The organism is Neorhizobium sp. T7_12 (assembly GCF_002968535.1).
Classification (GTDB): Bacteria; Pseudomonadota; Alphaproteobacteria; order Rhizobiales; family Rhizobiaceae; genus Neorhizobium; species Neorhizobium tomejilense.
In genome coordinates this window covers 275,961-294,681 of record NZ_PVBK01000004.1, presented here as the reverse complement: position 1 = coordinate 294,681, position 18,721 = coordinate 275,961, and the positions used below count along the sequence as shown (strand labels likewise).

Annotated in this window: 18 protein-coding genes and 1 tRNA gene; 11 read left to right on the top strand and 8 right to left on the bottom strand. The window is 62.3% G+C overall.

Annotation, left to right across the window (positions count from 1 at the left end; genetic code table 11):
• Window positions 1–14: 14 nt before the first annotated feature.
• On the top strand, window positions 15–1,439 hold the full coding sequence (locus C5J26_RS12975) for a Xaa-Pro peptidase family protein (protein WP_105402112.1): 1,425 nt from the start codon (window positions 15–17) through the stop codon (window positions 1,437–1,439).
• 1 nt (window position 1,440) lies between these two features.
• Window positions 1,441–2,103, top strand: coding sequence for a flavin reductase family protein (locus C5J26_RS12970; protein WP_172745844.1), 663 nt, complete (start codon window positions 1,441–1,443; stop codon window positions 2,101–2,103).
• Window positions 2,104–2,305: 202 nt separating this feature from the next.
• On the opposite strand, the gene C5J26_RS12965 is transcribed toward C5J26_RS12970, so the two are convergent.
• Window positions 2,306–2,379, bottom strand: a tRNA-Gln gene (locus C5J26_RS12965).
• A gap of 275 nt (window positions 2,380–2,654) precedes the next feature.
• Here C5J26_RS12965 and C5J26_RS12960 point away from each other — a divergent pair.
• Window positions 2,655–4,262: a Ppx/GppA phosphatase family protein gene (locus tag C5J26_RS12960; protein ID WP_105402110.1), complete on the top strand. Its 1,608-nt coding sequence runs from the start codon at window positions 2,655–2,657 to the stop codon at window positions 4,260–4,262.
• Complete coding sequence (locus C5J26_RS12955; RefSeq protein WP_105402109.1) at window positions 4,259–5,068, top strand: RlmE family RNA methyltransferase; 810 nt, start codon at window positions 4,259–4,261, stop codon at window positions 5,066–5,068. Before C5J26_RS12960 ends, C5J26_RS12955 begins: the two co-directional genes overlap by 4 nt.
• Here C5J26_RS12955 and C5J26_RS12950 read toward each other — a convergent pair whose 3' ends face one another.
• The gene (locus C5J26_RS12950; protein ID WP_105402108.1) at window positions 5,069–6,472 is read right to left on the bottom strand and encodes an MDR family MFS transporter; all 1,404 of its coding nucleotides are present in this window, start codon (window positions 6,470–6,472) and stop codon (window positions 5,069–5,071) included.
• Window positions 6,473–6,667: 195 nt separating this feature from the next.
• Between C5J26_RS12950 and C5J26_RS12945 the strand changes: the two genes are divergently transcribed.
• From C5J26_RS12945 to C5J26_RS12920, 6 genes are all read left to right on the top strand, one after another.
• Complete coding sequence (locus C5J26_RS12945; protein ID WP_172745843.1) at window positions 6,668–7,657, top strand: MBL fold metallo-hydrolase; 990 nt, start codon at window positions 6,668–6,670, stop codon at window positions 7,655–7,657.
• A 180-nt stretch (window positions 7,658–7,837) separates the two neighbouring features.
• Window positions 7,838–9,340: an IMP dehydrogenase gene (guaB, locus tag C5J26_RS12940; protein ID WP_105402106.1), complete on the top strand. Its 1,503-nt coding sequence runs from the start codon at window positions 7,838–7,840 to the stop codon at window positions 9,338–9,340.
• Between the two features lie 177 nt (window positions 9,341–9,517).
• Window positions 9,518–9,937: an MAPEG family protein gene (locus tag C5J26_RS12935; RefSeq protein WP_105402105.1), complete on the top strand. Its 420-nt coding sequence runs from the start codon at window positions 9,518–9,520 to the stop codon at window positions 9,935–9,937.
• Between the two features lie 216 nt (window positions 9,938–10,153).
• A complete protein-coding gene (locus C5J26_RS12930) occupies window positions 10,154–11,038 on the top strand; it encodes a dienelactone hydrolase family protein (protein ID WP_105402104.1) in 885 nt (294 codons plus the stop codon).
• Between the two features lie 81 nt (window positions 11,039–11,119).
• Window positions 11,120–11,464, top strand: coding sequence for a BrnT family toxin (locus tag C5J26_RS12925; RefSeq protein ID WP_371681917.1), 345 nt, complete (start codon window positions 11,120–11,122; stop codon window positions 11,462–11,464).
• Window positions 11,388–11,669, top strand: a complete 282-nt coding sequence (locus C5J26_RS12920) for a hypothetical protein (protein ID WP_206051183.1) — start codon at window positions 11,388–11,390, stop codon at window positions 11,667–11,669. The genes C5J26_RS12925 and C5J26_RS12920 overlap by 77 nt, the downstream gene beginning before the upstream one ends.
• Before the next feature lie 30 nt (window positions 11,670–11,699).
• On the opposite strand, the gene C5J26_RS12915 is transcribed toward C5J26_RS12920, so the two are convergent.
• A complete protein-coding gene (locus C5J26_RS12915) occupies window positions 11,700–12,650 on the bottom strand; it encodes a LysR substrate-binding domain-containing protein (protein WP_105402103.1) in 951 nt (316 codons plus the stop codon).
• A gap of 195 nt (window positions 12,651–12,845) precedes the next feature.
• Between C5J26_RS12915 and C5J26_RS12910 the strand changes: the two genes are divergently transcribed.
• Window positions 12,846–13,145: a DUF1127 domain-containing protein gene (locus C5J26_RS12910; RefSeq protein WP_105402102.1), complete on the top strand. Its 300-nt coding sequence runs from the start codon at window positions 12,846–12,848 to the stop codon at window positions 13,143–13,145.
• Between the two features lie 81 nt (window positions 13,146–13,226).
• Here C5J26_RS12910 and C5J26_RS12905 read toward each other — a convergent pair whose 3' ends face one another.
• From C5J26_RS12905 to C5J26_RS12885, 5 genes are all read right to left on the bottom strand, one after another.
• Complete coding sequence (locus C5J26_RS12905) at window positions 13,227–14,132, bottom strand: DUF937 domain-containing protein (protein WP_105402101.1); 906 nt, start codon at window positions 14,130–14,132, stop codon at window positions 13,227–13,229.
• Between the two features lie 86 nt (window positions 14,133–14,218).
• A complete protein-coding gene (locus C5J26_RS12900) occupies window positions 14,219–15,592 on the bottom strand; it encodes a glutamate--cysteine ligase (protein WP_105402100.1) in 1,374 nt (457 codons plus the stop codon).
• 128 nt (window positions 15,593–15,720) lie between these two features.
• Window positions 15,721–16,458 (bottom strand): 16S rRNA (uracil(1498)-N(3))-methyltransferase, encoded by a 738-nt coding sequence (locus C5J26_RS12895; RefSeq protein WP_105402099.1) that lies wholly within the window; start codon window positions 16,456–16,458, stop codon window positions 15,721–15,723.
• Between the two features lie 13 nt (window positions 16,459–16,471).
• Window positions 16,472–17,977, bottom strand: a complete 1,506-nt coding sequence (locus tag C5J26_RS12890) for an inorganic phosphate transporter (RefSeq protein ID WP_105402098.1) — start codon at window positions 17,975–17,977, stop codon at window positions 16,472–16,474.
• Window positions 17,978–18,120: 143 nt separating this feature from the next.
• Window positions 18,121–18,627: an NUDIX hydrolase gene (locus C5J26_RS12885; protein ID WP_105402097.1), complete on the bottom strand. Its 507-nt coding sequence runs from the start codon at window positions 18,625–18,627 to the stop codon at window positions 18,121–18,123.
• Window positions 18,628–18,721 lie beyond the last annotated feature (94 nt).

Here is an 18,721-nt window from a genome sequence, read left to right as displayed (position 1 = left end):
GGAAGGAATACCCAATGAACATGCGTGCAACCAAGGCGGGCTCTTATCGTGTAGGATCGCTGCTCGCCGATTTCCAGCCGGACTTCGATTTTGCAGCGCCACTGCCTCTGCCGGTCGAGGAGTTCGAGGATCGTCTGCGCCGCATTCGCCGTCAGGCGGTCGAAGCGGGGCATGACGCGCTGATCGTGCACACCGGCGGTGTCGGCTGGTTCCACACGTCGAACCACTATCTCCGCTATATCTGCGACTGGATGCGCGAAGGCGTGCTGATCATCCCGACCGACATCGAAAAGCCGCTGACGCTTCTGTCCTTCTTCACCCAGTCCGTGCTGCTGCCGCCGGGCGGCGAACCGGTGCTGGTCGAGGATATCTGGCAGATCGGCCCGATCGGCCGCGAATATGCCGACCGTCCGGGCGACTCGGTGATCAAGACCGCAGAGAAATGTGCCGAAGTGCTGGCGAGCCTCGGGCTCGCAAAGGCGCAGATCGGCCGGATCGGCGACCGCACCTCACTGACCTGCTGGGCGGCGCTCGACGAACTCATGCCGAAGAGCAAGTTCATCGTCGACAACGCCATTCTCGACCGGATGCAGAAGCTGCGTTCACCGCGCGAGGTCGAGATGTTCCGGGCTGCCGCGCAACTGGTCAGCATCGCGACACAGGCCGCCTATCACGTCGCCAGACCCGGCGTGACCGACCACGAGATCTATGCCGCCTTCACGCAGGCCCAGCTATCCTTCGGCGGTGAGACCGGCGACGGCTACCAGATCGGTATCAACGAATTCGGCACCCATTGCGGCAAACCCTATGGCCATGTCGTGCGTCCGGGCGACCTGATCAATCTCTATGTCTCCAACATCACCTACCGCGGCTACACGGCCCAGACCGCCCGCATGATCGCCGTCGGCGAGATCACCAAGCGGCAGGAGGAGGTGCTTGCCGCCTGCACGGAGGGCGTCAAGCGCGCCGAAAAACTGATCCGGCCAGGTGCGCTGATGCGCGACGTCAATAATGCCGCCTTTGAGCCGATGATCGAGCGTGGCATGCTGACCTCCCCGGAGGCGCGCACCATGCCCTATAACTGGGCGCCGATGGATGACGGCAGCGCACGGCTGATCCCGCGCCAGTATGTGAAGAACATCGACTGGGAGGCGCAGGGCCGCAAGCTGATGCATGTCTATCCCGCGACGGAAGGCCCGCATAATCCCAATCTCGGCCATTCCGTCGGCATGGCTGGCGGGCAGAACAGTTTCAACATCTCCTCCCACAATTACGACAAGCTGGAGGAGGGCATGGTGTTCGTGATGCACGCCCAGTGGCTGGAACCGCTCTCCGCCGGCTGCAACGTCGGCGACATGTATGTCGTCACCAAGGACGGGTTCGAGAACCTGTCCCGCCACACCCCGCTTGAAACCCATCGTATCGCTGCCGAGGCCTGACATGACCGACCATACGCATTTCGATTTCGCCAAGCTCAATGAACGCGAGCGCTATAAGCTTCTGATCGGCACCGTGATCCCGCGCCCCATCGCCCTGGTGACGACGGTCAGCAGGCAAGGGCGACCCAATGCGGGTCCGTTCAGCTTCTTCAATGTGCTGACGCATGATCCGGCCATCGTCGCCATCGGCGTCGAGAACTATTCGGACATGCGTTTCAAGGACACGGCGCGCAACATCCGCGAGACCGGAGAGTTCACGGTCCATATCTGCGATAACGCGCTTGTCGACCAGATGGAGGTCTGCGCGATCAAGTTCGGCCCCGAGGTCGACGAGATGGAGGAGGCAGGCCTTGCGACCGTCCCCGGCCAGATGGTGCGCAGCCCGCGCATTCTCGCGGCACCGGCAGCGCTGGAATGCCGCCGGCATACGACCCTGCAGGTCGGCCCGGCGCGGGAAATCATCTTAGGCGAGGTGCTCGGCGTCTATGTCCGCAGCGACGCGGTCAACCCGTCGAACCTGCATATCGACCAGCAGCTCATGGACGCGGTGGGGCGCATGGGCGGGCACACCTATGCCCGGACCCGTGACCAGTTCGACATCAAGACGCTGACCCCGCAGGAATGGGAAAGCCGGAAGGATGGCGCGAAGGCGGCGGCGGAGTAAGCGCGCTTGTCCGCTTCCTCCACGGGATCTATGCCTCCTTATGGTCCGAACAATAAGGGCTGAGCAGAAGCGGGCGGCCGGGAGCGACGCCGCCGCGCGATTTCGCGCGTGGGCATCACCTGTGGGCATCAGGTGCCAATGATGCCCAAACGATATCCGGCACGACTGGAAAATCAAGGAATTAAGGGCGTTTAGGGAGAATTGGCTGGGGAACCTGGATTCGAACCAAGATTAACGGAGTCAGAGTCCGTCGTTCTACCGTTGAACTATTCCCCAGCAGGGCGCGCCGGTGAATGCCCGGGCCGGTGTGCGGCGCTTATAAACAAAAGCGGGCGGATTGCAAATACCGATTTCGAAAAAAATCGACACTGCGGAGGCTTTCTCGTCATTGGCCGGGAAAAGCTCAAAAGTCGGCTGATGACGGGGCGATGACATGGTCGGCAAAAAGCCGTTGGCGAAATCGCCACCGCCTGTTATCTTCGCACCAACGAAACAATCAGACGCCAGCGGCATACCTTCAAGAGGCTTTGCGCGGCGAGGTGGACTTAACAGTGATGGACCCCGATAGCGGCGCAAAGCCGCCGGAAGGCGGGGCGTCGGCGGTACCGCGCGGAGAGGGTAAATCCTCGAGGCGTCGGAAGGCGAAGCGGAACGGCAAACGTCGTGACGCGGCGCCTGTAACCAATTCGGAAGCGGTCGATTCGGCCGCCTCTGCCGGACGTCCCAATAACCAGGAACCCAACCCGTCGGCGCGCAAGCGCAAGCGGCGGCGCGCGAAATCCGCGGGCGCCCAGCAGCCGGTACAGGGGGCGGCACAGGGGACGAACGCCGCACCCGCAGCACAGCAGGTTCCGGTTCGTGACGAGGGCGGGCAACAGCCGCACTCGGCCAAGTCGTCGTCGCGCAATCGGCGCAAGAAGAACAGAGGCGGTCGCGGCCTTCAGGGCCGGCCGCTGACACCTGCCAAGGCGGCGCCCGGTGTGGCCAAGGCTCCGGCGCCTGCCGGTTCGGACCAGGTTTCCTCCAAGGATGTCCGCGGCAGGGCCGGAGCTGAAAGCCCGAGTGCTGAGCAGCGCGGCGAAAAATTCTCCTACGTCAACGATCTCTATGCGGCGCTCGACCTCGGCACCAACAATTGCCGCCTGCTGATCGCCCAGCCGACAAGGCCGGGCCAGTTTCGCGTCGTCGATGCGTTTTCGCGGATCGTCCGTCTCGGCGAAGGGCTCGGCACCAGCCGCCGTCTGTCGCAGGATGCCATGGACCGCGCGGTCGAGGCGTTACGCATCTGCGCCACAAAGCTCGCCAACCGGCCGATCCGCCGGATGCGGCTGATCGCAACCGAAGCCTGCCGGGCCGCCGAAAACGGCGAGGAATTTCTGGCGCGGGTGATCTCGGAAACCGGGCTGGAACTGGAAATCATCGATCGCGAGACCGAGGCGCGGCTTGCCGTGTCGGGCTGCTCGTCGCTGGTCGGCCGCGAGGCGCGGTCTGTCGTTCTCTTCGATATCGGCGGCGGTTCGTCCGAAATCGCCGTCATCCGTATTGATGACAGCCGCTCGAGCCGGCTTGCCAATCACATCACCCATTGGACCTCGCTTCCGGTCGGCGTCGTGACGCTGTCGGAACGGCATGGCGGACGCGATGTGACGCCCGAGGTTTTCGATGCGATGGTAATGGAAGTCGAAGGCATGCTGGCCGGTTTCGATTGCCCGCCGCTTGCCGCCTTCCGCCGCCAGGGCGCCGAGGATTTCCACCTGATAGGCACGTCGGGCACGGTGACCACGCTTGCCGGCGTGCATCTCGACCTGCCGCGCTATGATCGCCGCAAGGTCGACGGCCTGTGGCTGTCGGATGCGGAAGTCTCCGCCATGCAGGCAAAGCTGCTCTCCTGGGATTTTGCCGGCCGTGCCGCCAATCCCTGCATCGGCCCGGACCGGGCCGATCTGGTGCTGGCCGGCTGCGCCATTCTGGAAGCGATCCGCCGCCGCTGGCCGAGCCAGCGCATGCGGGTGGCCGATCGGGGCCTGCGCGAGGGCCTGTTGACGGACATGATGGCCGACGACGGCGTGTGGCGCCGGGTGCGGCCGCGCCGCCCAGGGGGCAATCAGGCGGGCAGTCAAGGTGCCGGCGGACAGGATGAGGCTGGAGCAAGGCGATGACGAAACCACCCTCCAAATCCCCGGGCAGCGGCAATCGCACCGGCCGCAAGCTCGGGCAGAAGGTCAAGAAGGGCAAGCTCAAGGCGTCGTCGCGGCGCTGGCTCGAGCGCCATATCAACGACCCCTATGTCCAGCGCGCCAAGCTCGAAGGATATCGCGCCCGCGCGGCCTTCAAACTGCTGGAGATCGACGAAAAACATCAGATTCTCAAAGGCGCCCGCCGCATCATCGATCTGGGTGCTGCACCGGGAAGCTGGTCGCAGATCGCCGCCAATGTCACCGGTTCGACCGACGATGATATCCGCGTCGCGGCGATCGATTTCCTGGAAATGGCGCCGCTCGCCGGCGTCAAGATCCTGCAGCTCGACTTCCTCGATCCGGAAGCACCGCGCCTGTTGATGGAAGCGATCGGCGGCACGCCGGACGTGGTCATCTCGGACATGGCGGCGCCGACCACCGGCCACCAGAAGACCGATCACCTGCGCACCATGCATCTATGCGAGGTGGCGGCGCATTTCGCGGTCGAGGTGCTGGGCGAGGGCGGCCATTTCCTGGCCAAGACCTTCCAGGGTGGCACGGAACGCGACCTGCTCAACATGCTGAAGCAGAATTTCAAGCAGGTCGTCCACGTGAAGCCGGGCGCATCGCGCCAGGAATCGGTGGAGATGTTCCTGCTCGCCAAGCATTTCAAGGGCCGCAGGGCCGGCGAGACTGCCCCGAACGCCGAGATGGAGGAACCCGAGGTGGAGGATGCGGCCGTGGAACACGCCGAAGCCGAAGACCGCGACCTGGACGATCGGGCCTGACTACTCGCCGGCTTCCGGTTGAATCTTGGCGGCTCCGTGGCCGGAAACGGCAGCACCCGTCATCGGGTCCAGCCTCAGCAGGGGCATGATCGCCAGAAGCGAAAGGGCCGCCACCAGGAAGAAAGCCAGGTGGAAGTCGAAGAGTTGCAGGTGCGTGCCGGTGACCGCCGCCGAGGCTTCGAGGATGAAGGCTGCAAAGGCGACGCCGAGCGCCATGCTGATCTGCTGCATGACGGAGGCGATCGAGGTCGCCTGGCTCGCCTGTTCGTCGCTGATCTCGGAATAGCTGAGTGCATTCGAGCCGGTGAAGAAGAAGGAACGGCAGACGCCCGACATCAGCAGGAAGGCGACGATCAGCGCGTGCGAGGTTTCCGGCGTGAAAAAGCCGTTTGCCGCTGTGGTCGCCGCGCCGAGCACGCCCGAGACGATCAGCGTCATCTTGAACCCGGTCATCGCGAAGACGCGGCGGGCGACGAACTTCACGATCAGCGCGCCGAGCGCGCCCGCAAACGTGATGAGGCCCGACTGGAAGGGGTTGAGGCCGAAACCGAGCTGCAGCATCAGCGGCATCAGGAATGGAATGGCGCCTGTCGAGATGCGGAACAGCGTACCGCTGCTGCTGGCGGCCCGGAATGCATCGTCCTTGAAGAGCCGCAGGTTGAGGATCGGCGCGGGGTGGCTGCGCGCATGGACGACATAGGCGACGCCAGCCGCGAGCCCCAATGCCGTCGCCGTGATGCCAACGGCCGGCGGTAGCGCCGGAAGGCCGACGACTGAAAGTCCGAAGACCGTGCCGGCGGCGGTGACCGAGGTCAGGAAGAACCCCCACCCGTCGATCGAAGGAGGATTGGTGGTCTCGATTTCCGGCAGGAAGATTGTTACGAGATAGATGCCGAGCAGGCCGACCGGCACGTTGATCAGGAAGATCCAGTGCCAGGTGAAATAGGTGGTGATGAAACCGCCGATCGGCGGGCCGGTGAGAGGCCCGACCAGTGCCGGAATGGTGAGCAGCGCCATGGCCGGGACGAGTTCGCTGCGTTTCGTGGTGCGCAAGAGAACCAGGCGCGCGACCGGCGTCATCATCGCTCCGCCCATGCCTTGCAGGAAGCGCGACAGCACGAACTGCAGGAGGTCGGAGGAGAACGCGCAGCAGATCGAGCCGACAACAAAGACGAAGATCGCGATGCGAAAGATCTTCTTGGCGCCGAAGCGGTCCGCCATCCAGCCGCTGATCGGGATGAACATGGCGAGCGCCACCATGTAGGAAGTCAGTGCCAGTTTGAGCGTGATCGGCCCCACATTGAGGTCGGCGGCGATCGCCGGAAGCGCGGTCGCAATGACGGTGGAGTCCATCTGCTCCATGAAAAGGGCGACGGCGAGAATGAGCGGAACGATGCGATTCATGGGGTGCCTGCAATGGCGGGAATTGGCCCGTCCATAGACCTGTTGGTCCCGTCTGCCAATTGCGGAATCTCACCGTTTCGGATTTTGGGTCACGTCTGCGTGAGATCGGATTTCCTCGGCAGGGAGCGCGGTTATGTTCCACCGGATAGGACCGGATTTTGACGGTCCGGCACAATTCCAGGAGGCAGCGACATCATGACGAATTCAGGTATCGGACGGCGCACCCTTATCGGCACAGCCGGTTTGGGAATTCTCGCCGCTCCGGCGATCATCAATGCCGGGGCTTTTGCCCAGGAGAAGCAGAAACTGGCTATCGATCATGTGACCCCGCCGGATATTCACAAATTCAAACTCGGTGGTTTCCAGGTTCTGGCGGTGAAGGACGGCGCCCGCCCCTCCGGTGCTCCCGGCGAAACCTTTGGCCTCAAGCAGCCGCCCGAAACGCTCGCAGCGCTGCTCACTGAGAATTTTCTGCCGACGGACCAGTTCGTCAACAGTTTCTCTCCGACGCTGATCGATACAGGCAGCAACGTCATCCTGTTCGATACCGGCCTCGGCAAACCGGGCCGCGCCCAAGGCGTCGGACGCCTGATCGAAGGATTGGCAGCCGCTGGCTACATGCCGGAGGATATCTCGATCGTCGTCATCACCCATATGCATGGCGACCATATCGGTGGGCTCATGGAAGACGGCAAGCCGGCTTTCCCGAAAGCCCGTTACATCACTGGCCAGGTGGAATACGACTTCTGGACCGATGCCGCCCGCGCCGGCACGCCTGCAGAGGGCAACCAGAAGAGCGTGCTCGCCAATGTGAAGCCGCTCGCCGAAAAGATGACCTTCCTGAAGGATGGCGGCGAAGTGGTTTCCGGCATCACCGCCATGTTGGCGCCGGGCCATACGCCCGGCATGCTGAATTTCAATGTCGAATCGCAAGGCAAGCGCCTGATCCTCGCCGCAGATACGGTCAACCACTACGTCCTGTCGCTTCAGCGGCCCGAATGGGAGGTGCGTTTCGACATGGACAAGGCGCAGGGGGCGGCCACCCGCAAGAAGGTCCTCGACATGATCGCCACCGACAAGGTCGCTTTCCTCGGCTATCACATGCCCTTCCCGGCGGTCGGTTTCGTCGAAAAGCAGGATGCCGGCTACCGGTTCGTGCCGAAGAGCTATCAGTTCGACATCTGATTGTTGTTGAAAAGCAATCGAAACCCGGGAGAAGCCGCTCTCGGGTTTTTGCTATTCCCTTCTTGTCATGAACGTGTTACCAGCCCTCGCCAACTTCCAAGCAATTGTTGCCGGAGCGTCGGGACGTATAGAGTCGTTCCTGAGCGCATCCCGCATTTTCTAGATCGAAGGAATTTGGCAATGGCACGCATCATTGAAACCGCAACCGGCGCAGATGCGCTTACCTTCGACGACGTGCTCCTGCAGCCCGGCCATTCCGAAGTCATGCCGGGCCAGACGAATATCGCGACGAGGATCGCCCAGGATATCGAGCTTAATCTGCCGATCATTTCCTCGGCCATGGATACGGTGACGGAAAGCCGGCTTGCCATCGCCATGGCGCAGGCAGGCGGCATCGGCGTCATCCACCGTAACCTGACCCCGATCGAACAGGCCGAACAGGTCCGCCAGGTCAAGAAGTTCGAAAGCGGCATGGTCGTCAATCCGGTGACGATCGGCCCGGACGCGACGCTGGCCGACGCGCTGTCGTTGATGAAGTCCTACAGCATTTCCGGCATTCCGGTCGTCGAAAACGGCGGCGGTCACGTTCCGGGCCGGCTGGTCGGCATTCTCACTAACCGCGACGTCCGTTTTGCTTCCGATCCGGCTCAGAAGATCTACGAACTGATGACCCGCGAGAACCTTATCACGGTCAAGGAAAGCAGCGTCGACCAGACCGAGGCCAAGCGCCTGCTGCACAAGCACCGCATCGAGAAGCTGCTGGTGGTGGATGGCGAAGGCCGCTGCGTCGGCCTGATCACCGTCAAGGATATCGAGAAGTCCCAGCTCAACCCGAACGCCTCCAAGGACGCTCAAGGGCGCCTGCGCGCCGCGGCCGCGATCAGCGTCGGCGACGATGGTTTCGAGCGCGCCGAACGCCTCATCGAGGCCGGCGTCGATCTTCTGGTCGTCGATACGGCTCACGGCCACTCGCAGCGCGTGCTCGACGCCGTCACCCGCGTCAAGCGCATCTCCAACCACGTACGCGTCATGGCCGGCAATGTCGCCACCTCCGACGGCACCAAGGCGCTGATCGATGCCGGCGCGGATGCGGTCAAGGTCGGCATCGGCCCGGGCTCGATCTGCACCACTCGCATCGTCGCCGGCGTCGGCGTGCCGCAGCTTGCGGCGATCATGTCGGCCGTCGAAGCGGCACGCGCCCAGGACATTCCCGTCATCGCCGACGGCGGCATCAAGTTCTCGGGCGATCTTGCCAAGGCGATCGCCGCTGGCGCATCCGCCGTGATGATCGGCTCGCTGCTGGCCGGCACCGACGAAAGCCCGGGCGAGGTCTATCTCTACCAGGGTCGCTCGTTCAAAGCCTATCGCGGCATGGGCTCGGTAGGCGCCATGGCCCGTGGTTCCGCCGACCGTTATTTCCAGGCGGAAGTGCGTGATACGCTGAAGCTGGTTCCCGAAGGCATCGAAGGCCAGGTCCCCTACAAGGGTCCGGTCTCGGGTGTGCTGCATCAGCTTGGCGGCGGCCTGAAGGCGGCCATGGGTTATGTCGGCGGCGCCAATCTCAAAGAGTTCCAGGAGCGCGCCACCTTCGTACGTATCTCCGGGGCAGGCCTGCGCGAAAGCCACGCGCATGACGTGACGATCACCCGCGAGAGCCCCAACTATCCGGGCTCTGGCGCCTGACGTTTCGATCGGAGGAGGTTGTTGCCTCCTCCTCAATCTCGGAAATAGTTGGCTGGATGCCTGCGACCTTGGTGGCCTGCAGGCAGCGGTGAGACTGTGGCGCCGCTCGGACGGCGCGTGCCATTGTGCATCGGAGAACCCGTGTTACTGGGTTCCTCTGACGAGTGAGGAGAACCGATGCTTTCCACCGACGCGACGCTCTGGCCGATGATAGCGCATGCCGCGCTGGTCTTCTTTCTCTACTGGCTCCTGTCGAAAAAACGATACATGGCTGTGAAGTCCGGCAGCGCCGCGGCCGGTCAGTTCCGTGAAAACCGGGAGGAGCCGCGCGAGAGCCTGGTTGTCCACAACAACCTCAAGAACCAGTTCGAGCTACCGGTCCTGTTCTACGCCGTCTGCCTCGTCCTTTATGTATCGACTGCAGACAATTGGGGCTCGGTTGTCCTTGCCTGGATATTCGTGCTTTCCCGCTATGCGCATTCCTACGTGCATCTCACCAGCAACCGGCTCCGCTATCGCCGCCCGATCTTCATGGTCGGCTTTTTTGCGGTGATGGCAATGTGGGCCTGGCTCGCGGCCTGGCTGGTTTTGAACTAGCCTGGCCAGCGCCAGATGGGGTCGAAAGCCGGCCCCCCTCGACCTTCGCAGAGCGGCGCTTGCGGCTTTCCGCCGCAATTCCGGCGGAGTGGCCGATCAACCAACCTCACGAACAAGTGTAATATCGGGCACTTGGATCACTCAGTGTTTCATCTGCAAGCTGCAGGTCCTCGGTATAGATTTCTCCGTCATACGGTCTGCTACGGAGGAATAGCCATGGACAACGAGACACCGAAGATCACCCAGGCGATGATCGATGCCTACGACGAATACACCCATCTGACTTTGGACCGCCGCCGCTTCATGGAGAAGCTGACCCAGCTTGCGGGCTCCGGTGCGGCCGCCGCGGCAATCGCGCCCCTGATCGGCGCCAGTTCCGCCATGGCGGAGATCATTCCTGCCAATGACGAACGGCTGACCACGGAGGACGTTACCTATCCGGGCGCCAACGGCGTGACGATGAAGGGTTATCTCGTAAAACCCAAGAATGCCTCCGGCACGCGCGGCGGCGTCCTCGTCATCCACGAAAACCGCGGCCTCAACGCCCATATCAAGGACGTCGCCCGCCGTATGGCGCTCGAGGGCTTCAATGCGCTCGCCGTCGATTTCCTGTCGCCCCAGGGCGGCACGCCGGCGGATGAAGAGCAGGCCCGGCAGATGTTCTCCTCGCTGAAGCCTGAAGAGGTTTCGGCCAATGGCGAAGCAAGCCGCGCCTATCTCGCCGGTATCAGCGGCGCGAACGGCAAGGTCGGTGCGATCGGTTTCTGCTGGGGTGGCGGCGCGGTCAACAATCTGGCCGTTAAGTCACCCAGCCTCAACGCCGGCGTCGCCTACTACGGCGCCCAGCCGAAGGCCGAGGACGTGCCTGCCATCAAGGCGCCGCTGATGCTGCATTACGGCGGTCTCGACGAGCGCATCAATGCCGGCATCCCGGCCTTCAAGGCGGCGCTTGAAAAAGGCGGCAAGACCTTCGAGATCTTCGTCTACGACGGCGCCAACCACGCCTTCAACAACGATACCTCGTCGGCCCGCTACGACAAGGCCGCCGCCGATCTCGCCTGGAGCCGCTCGGTGGCGTTTTTCAAGAAAAATTTGGCTTAATCGCCACCTCCGCATATCGCGAAGTTAGAAAGCCGGGTTCGCACGGCTTTTTTGCCCTATCAAAATGTACACTATTTGTGTATGATATCGCCAGATGCCGGGGAAATCACCATGGAATTCGAATGGGACGAGGTGAAGCGGCAGCAGGTGATCAAGGAACGTGGCGTCGATTTTTTGTATGCCGCCGGAATTTTCGAAGGGGCCATTCTAACGCGCATAGATGATCGGGCCGACTATGGTGAGGTCCGAAAGATCGCGCTGGGAATGGTCGAGGGAGAGTGTTTCGTCGTCGTTTTTACCGAGCGCGGCGACGTGATCCGGCTGATAACAGCGTGGAAAGGAGGTCGGCATGACCGATCAGAATATCAGAAGAGCATCGCTCACAGAGCTGAGGAAAATGAGGGAGGCGGGGGAGCTTTTTCATGACCCTAAGGCGCCGGATACAGAAAACCTTGGCGCGGAATTTTGGGCCAAGGCTGACGTAAAAAGTCCTGCGAAACCCCGCTCCGTACATTTGAAGATCGATCCGGAAGTTTTCGATTTCTTCTTCGAGGAAGCCAATGGCAAGGGGCACCTCACGAAGATGCAGAACGTCCTTCGTGCCTACGTCAACGCCCATAAACATTCCTGATAGCCGCCAAACGTTTGGCGGCTAGTCGTCTCACCACCCCGGCATCACCTGTGTCGCCCGGGCCCGCGGCATGCGCTGGAACGCTTTCACCTCGCCGTCGAGATCGTCGGGTATCACGGCCGGCGAGATGTTGTCGAGGCAGGCGGTGATGTGGTCGGTGATGGCGTTCATCAGCGACGGTGAAAGTCCGGGCCGCTTCATCAGGCCGATCTGCACCGGCGGCAGCGGCGGGAAGCCGTCGGCGGACGACAGCACCTTCATGCCGGTGCGAAGCGCCGACTCGGGCAGCACCGAGACGGCCATGCCCGCGAGCACCGCGGCTGCGACGACGGTCGAGGACCAACTCGTGAACAGGACCTGGTATTCGCGCCCGTCTGCATCGAGCGCCGAACAGGCAAGCTGCCGCCAAAGGCAATCGCGGCGGCCGACCGCGAGCGGCACCGGCGCATCGTCCTTCAGCGGATGGTTGGCTGAGGCGACCCAGCAGAGCGGCTCCGTGCGCATCACGTCGGAAATCCGCTGGCGCGGGTTGTGGGTGACGAGCGCGATATCCAGCTCGCCGCGTGCCATCTTCTCGGCAAGGCTGACCGAGGGCTCACAGACGATATAGAGTTCGACATTCGGGTGGGTCTTGGCAAAGCGGCCGATGATCTCGGGCATGTACCGGTCGGCGTAGTCGTCCGGCGTGCCGATCCGGAGCGTGCCCTCGAGACGGTTGTCGTCGAAGGCGGCGATCGCCTCGTTGTTCAGGCGGATGATGCGCCGTGCATAGTTCAGGAGCTTCTCGCCCTCCGCCGTCAGCCGGTTGCCGCGGCCGTCCTTGGCGAACAGCTGCTTGCCGATCCGTTCCTCGAGACGGCGCATCTGCATCGACACGGCGGACTGGGTTTTGAACACCCTATCGGCGGCCTTGGTGAAACTGCCGGTGTCGACGATGGAAATAAAGGTATGCAACTGATCGATATCGAGCGGTGCGGACATGAGAATGATCCATCAGAGAGGTTGATGCTAATCATTAGAAACATTCGTTGGACTGATCAATAGGTTTTACGCGATAAGGAGATCGCAAATCAAAATCGAAGGGTGCTTCTTCCCTGAGCACCCAATCCGGGCAGCCTTTCCGTCGGACCTCCACGGAAGGGACGGCCTTTCTCGTGCCTGCGAAAGGATAGACCAATGAGCACGACCGACTGCGGAACTGAACTCGATCTGGTTCACGAGGAGCGCGGCACGCAAGGCCGTCTGGCTGTCGTGATGCTGCGAACGAAATCCGTATGGCGTGCCTTTCGCAATCGTTTGGCGAGCAATCGCCTCCATGATCTCGACGACCGCCAGCTCAACGATATCGGCATCACACGGCATGATGTGGTGATGGCGCTCGATCGGTCCGGCGTGCTGGATGATCCGTCGCTGCTTCTGTCCCGCTCCGCTCGCGAGCGTGCGCGGCACCGCTTTGCAAGACCGGCCAATCGCTGATCTTGCCTGACCTTTTCCCCGCAGGGTGATAGCCAATAGCCCTGCTGCTTGCCCGGCCGGTCGATCCGTGCCGGGCTTTTTTTATTTGGAAGGCTTTGGAGCGGCAGGCGTGGCCGCTGCTTCGTCATTGCCGCCCGTTCCATTGCGCAGATAGGTGTCGAAGATCGCTTCCATGTTCTTCTGGTAGCTCTTCTGTACTTCCAGCCCGCTGTCGAACATGTTGTTCAGCACGTCGCGATAGGGATTGGGTTCGTCCGCCGGCGCTTCCTTGGATTTCTCGGGCGTCGGGGCTGCCGCCGGGCTGGGGCTCGTGAAGGCGCCGCCCATCATGTCCTGGAAAGCCTTGGCGAAGGGATTGTCCGCAAACGGGTTGCCGCTCGAAGGCTGCGGCTGTTCCGGCTTGTCGAGCCCCCACATGGAGCGCATCGCCTGCGCGAAGGGATTGTCGAAGGGATTGGCAGCCGCCTGCGGTTTCGCCTTGGGCTGCAGGCCCATGCTTTCCAGCCATTGCTGCTGCATCTGGCCGATGGGGGAGGCGGCGAACGCTTCGTTGGCGCCGGTCATCTGACCGCTCATCTGCTTGAACAGCCCGCCCATCAATGTGTCGGCCATGGCCGGCATCATCTTCTTGAAGACTTCCTGGCCGATCCCTGTGAGCTGTTCGGCCTGCGCCGCGATCGCGCGGGAGACTTCCTTGGAGCCGAACAGCTTTTCGAGCACCGCGTTGCCGTCCATCGTGCCCTGCGGCGTGAAGGCCTTGGTCAGGTCCTCGAAATATTTACCGTACGCGCCGGACACCATGCTGCTCATCAGCGAGGTGAGATCATAGGGATTGGCACTGGTGCGCTTGAACCCGGAGGAAAAAGCGGGCATCAGCGCCGCCATGGCCTGGGTGGCCTGCTCCTGAGCCAGGTTGAACTGCTTGGCGATCGCCTCCATGCCTGCGCCGTTCTGAGCCCTGAGCATCATGTCGAACAGTGGCAGCATGGAGAATCCTTTCCGGTTGTGTGATACACCACTATATCCGGAAAGTGCTGGACGGAAACCGGTTTTTAGAACCGATCTCAATCTGGTCAGTATTGGTATTCCTCGAACACCGGCTCGACCGAGCCGTTCCAGCGGCCGTGATAGAGAGACAGCAGGTCGTCCGCCATGGTCGTCTTCTTGGCGAGCACTTCGTCAAGCGGTTGCAGGAAGATGCTTTCGTCCTGTCCTTCGCCGTTCAGCCGCGCCCGTGCCTTCAAACCCGCCTTGGAGATCGCTACCGCCTCGCGTGCGACGTCGAGCACCGACTTGCCCTTGATTTCGGCCTTCAGGCCCTTCGCCGGCACGGCATCGCGCATGGCGATGACGTCCTCGACCGTCCAGTCGGCCGTCAGCGTCTCGGCGTCGGCAAGCGCCGTGTCGTCGTAGAGCAGGCCGACCCAGAAGGCCGGCAGCGCGCAGATCCGCCGCCACGGGCCACCATCGGCGCCGCGCATTTCGAGGAAACGCTTCAGGCGGACATCGGGGAAGAGGGTGGAAAGGTGGTTGGTCCAGTCGCCCATCGTCGGTTCCCAGTCCTTGACCTCGCCTTTCAGGGCGCCGTTCATGAACTGGCGGAAGGTGACATGCGTGCAGTCATGGTATTTGCCGTCGCGGACGATGAAATACATCGGCACGTCGAGCGCCCATTCCACATAGTCGGCAAAGCCGAAATCTGGCCTGAACACGAAGGGCAGTACGCCGGAGCGCTGGTTGTCGGTGTCGCGCCAGATGTCCCCGCGCCAGGAGACCAGCCCGTTCGGCTTGCCTTCGGTGAACGGGGAGGACGCAAACAGCGCGGTCGCGATCGACTGCAGCTTCATCGACACGCGCATCTTTGCGGCCATGTCAGCTTCCGAGGAGAAGTCGAGGTTCACCTGGATCGTGCAGGTGCGGTACATCATGTCGAGACCCTTGGCACCGACCTTCGGCATGTAGCGCGTCATGATGTCGTAGCGGGATTTCGGCATGCGCGGAGTTTCCGCGAGCGTCCATTTCGGGCTGCCGCCGATGCCGAGAAAACGGATGCCCATCGGTTCGGCGATCTCGCGCAGAACGGCGAGATGCTGGTTGGACTCCCGACAGGTCTGATGGATGTTCTCGACCGGCGCACCGGAAAGCTCGAACTGGCCGCCGGGCTCGATGGAGATCGCGCCCATTCCGGACTGCTCGCCGAGCCCGATGATGTTTTCGCCGTCCAGGATGGGCTCCCAGCCGAGCTTCTTTTCCATGCCCTTGAGCAGCGCGGAAATGCTGGCGTCGCCGAAATAGGGAACCGGGCTGTTGTCCGCTCGGAAAAAGGCGAATTTCTCATGCTCCGTGCCGATGCGGAAATCTTCTTTCGGCCGCGGTCCCTGCGCCAGGTAGGCGGAAAGCTCGGACACCGAGGTAAGCGGTGTCTGGTCGGTCGTATCGCGGGCCATGAAAATTACCTTGCTCGGAATGCCTGATCTGGACAGATAGCCGGCTGATTGGACCGGATTGATGTGCGCTGCAAGTGAATTTCTTTCAAGATAGATTCAGAATTTTCGAGGCCGTCATGTCAAGCGGGTCAACGCCAGTCGCCGACCGCTGCCTGGAGGACCGCAAGCGCCGCCACCGCGGCCGTATCCGCCCTTAATATCCGGGGCCCGAGCGGTATCGCGGTGACGAAGGAAAGCGAACGCAGCCTTTCCCTTTCCTCGTCCGAAAATCCGCCTTCGGGGCCTACCAGCAGCGCCAGCTTGCTCTCTTTGATCGCCGAGAGGATCGGCAGCGGGTTCTGGCCCTCGTCGCCTTCGTCGCAGAAGATGATGCGCCGATCGTGGGGCCAGGTATCGAGCAGGTCGCCGAGTTTCTTCGGTGGCGCGACCTCCGGCACCGACAAAATGCCGCACTGTTCCGCGGCCTCCACCACATTCGCCTGAAGCCGGTCCATGCTGGTGATCTTGCCCTGCACATGCTGGGTCATGATCGGCTGGATGAACCCCGCACCCATTTCGACCGCCTTCTGCACCAGATAGTCGAGGCGGCCGACCTTCAGCGGGGCGAAGAGATAATGCAGGTCGGAGGCCGGCGGCTGCGGCCGGGTTTCCTCGACCGCTTCCAGCACGATCTTCTTGCGGGTCGGATAGGTGATCTTCGCCTTCCATTCGCCGTCGCGGCCGTTGAAGAGCAGGATCGCTGCCCCTTCCTCCATCCTCAGCACGTTGGCGAGATAGTTGAACTGCTCCGACGAAACCTCATGGCGGGCATCGGCGCCGAGCGGCGCCTCGATGAACAGCCTCTGCATCCGGAAATTGGCGCGCATGGAAACCTCGAAGCTAGACGAACAGCGCGAACATAGCCGTGGCGATCAGCGCCGCAAGGGTTGCGGCCGCCGGAAGAGTGATCATCCACGCCGCGATGATGCTGAGGAAATGCGAGCGCCGCACCAGGTAACGCCGTTTCAACTCGTCATCATTGCGCTCGAAGGGCTCGGTGGTATCGAGCTCCTTGCCGGCCCGCACCCGCATGTATTCGAAGCGGCGTCGGGAATGGCGGGTATACCATTCGCGGAAGAAGCCGACGCCGAACACCGCACCGACGGCAATATGGGTCGAGGAAACCGGCAGCCCGATCCAGGAGGCAACGATCACCGTCAGCGCCGTCGACAGCGAGACGCAATAGGCGCGCATCGGATTGAGCTTGGTGATCTCGGCGCCGACCAGCCGGACCAGCTTCGGGCCATAGAGCAGCAGGCCGAGCGAGATCCCGAGGCCGCCGATGATCAGCTCCCAGAGCGGGATGCGCACGCCGGTCGAAATGCCCCGTTGGGCCGCAGAAACGATCGCCGCAAGTGGACCGATGGCGTTGGAAACGTCATTGGCGCCATGCGCGAAAGAGAGGAGGGCCGCAGAAAGGATGAGCGGAATACGGAAGAGCGTGCGAAGCGACTGATTGCGGTTTTCAAGCCCCTCGGCCTGCCGGGCGATCACCGGGATCAGCAGGCGCCAGGCAGCGAGGCCGGTCAGGAGAGCGACGAGCGTGGCAACCGGCGCCGACACGTCCACCAGTTCTCCCAGCCCGAGCAGCGCCAGATAGCCTGCAAAGGCGCCAGTCATCACGCCGATCAGCACCGGCACCCACTTCTTCGCCGCGGCGATCTTGTCCTCGCGGTAGATGATGGTTTCCTTGACGAAGAACAGGAAGGAGGCGGCAATGACGGCGCCGAGGATCGGCGAAAAGACCCAGCTTGCGGTGATGCCCGCAATCGTTCCCCACTTGACTGCGGATAGTCCGGCGGCCGCGATCCCGGCACCCATGACCCCGCCGACGATCGAATGGGTGGTGGAAATCGGTGTGCCGAGCCAGGTCGCGACGTTGATCAGCACCGCGGCCGAGAGGAGTGCCGCCATCATCGCCCATATCAGCACGTCGGGGCTGGTGATCATACCGCCCTGCATGATGCCGTTGGCGATCGTGTTGGCGACGCCCCGGCCGGCGATCACGGCACCTGCCACTTCGAAAACGGCCGCAAGACCGAGACCGAACGTCATGGTCATGGCACGGGCGCCGACAGCCGCGCCGATATTGTTGGTGACGTCGTTGGCGCCGATGTTCATCGCCATGTAGGCGGCAAGGCCGGAGGCGGCGATGACGACGACGGCTCCGGGTTTGCCGGTGACATAGGCGGCCGCAAAGATGGCGACGAGGATGATGAACAGCAGTGCCGTTCCCGGTGCGGCAAGCCCGCGCGACATCTGCCGGGTGGCTTCCTCAACGGAGGAGAATTTCTCCAGATCCTTGTCGAGCGTCGGCTTCGCCAGGCGCGGCCTTCTCTGGCCCATATCTCCATCCTTGGGTGAAAAGTGAGGCGCGAGAACGGAACTGCCTGCCGTCTCCGCTTCCCGGAAGAAATCAAGGCCTATCGCTTAATAGCGTGCGCAGGCGAAGGCAATATTGCGGAATTGTGAAGGTGCTTCGAAGCGCTCTAACTTGCAGCCTTGATTGCAAGCTGCGGAATGCGCGGCTGCATTCGTTCGGCGAACTGCAGGAAGAGAATCTTCAGTTCCGGTTCGTTGACGCGCATCGCGGCCTCTTCACAGGAAACCCATTCCAGCGTTCGAGAGCCCTTTTCCGGATAGCTCTTCAGGCATTCGTCCACTTCGAGCGCGTGAACCTGCACCCGCACAGGGATCTTGAGGCCGTTATCGAGGGTCTTGCGGTAGTGATAGAAACCGAGTGGTTCCTTCTCCACCTTGCCCTTGACGCCAACCTCTTCGAACGCTTCCCGTTCGGCGACCTGGTGAGCTTTCTTGTCGGTCATCGGCCAGCCCTTGGGCACGACCCAGCGGCCGGTATCGCGGCTGGTCGCAACAAGAACCTCGAGTTGTCCCGGCTTCTTTTTTATCCGGTAGCAAAGCGCAGCATATTGCTGCCGCGGCGGCCGCTGCAGCATCAACCTGAGATTGCTCGTAACCCGATCCATCAAGCCCAATTTCTGTTTAGTCCTCCAGCAAATGGTAATTTACTAATATAATGCTTGCGCGAGGATTAACGACCCTCAGCGGCTCCTTTTGAGAAGAATCACG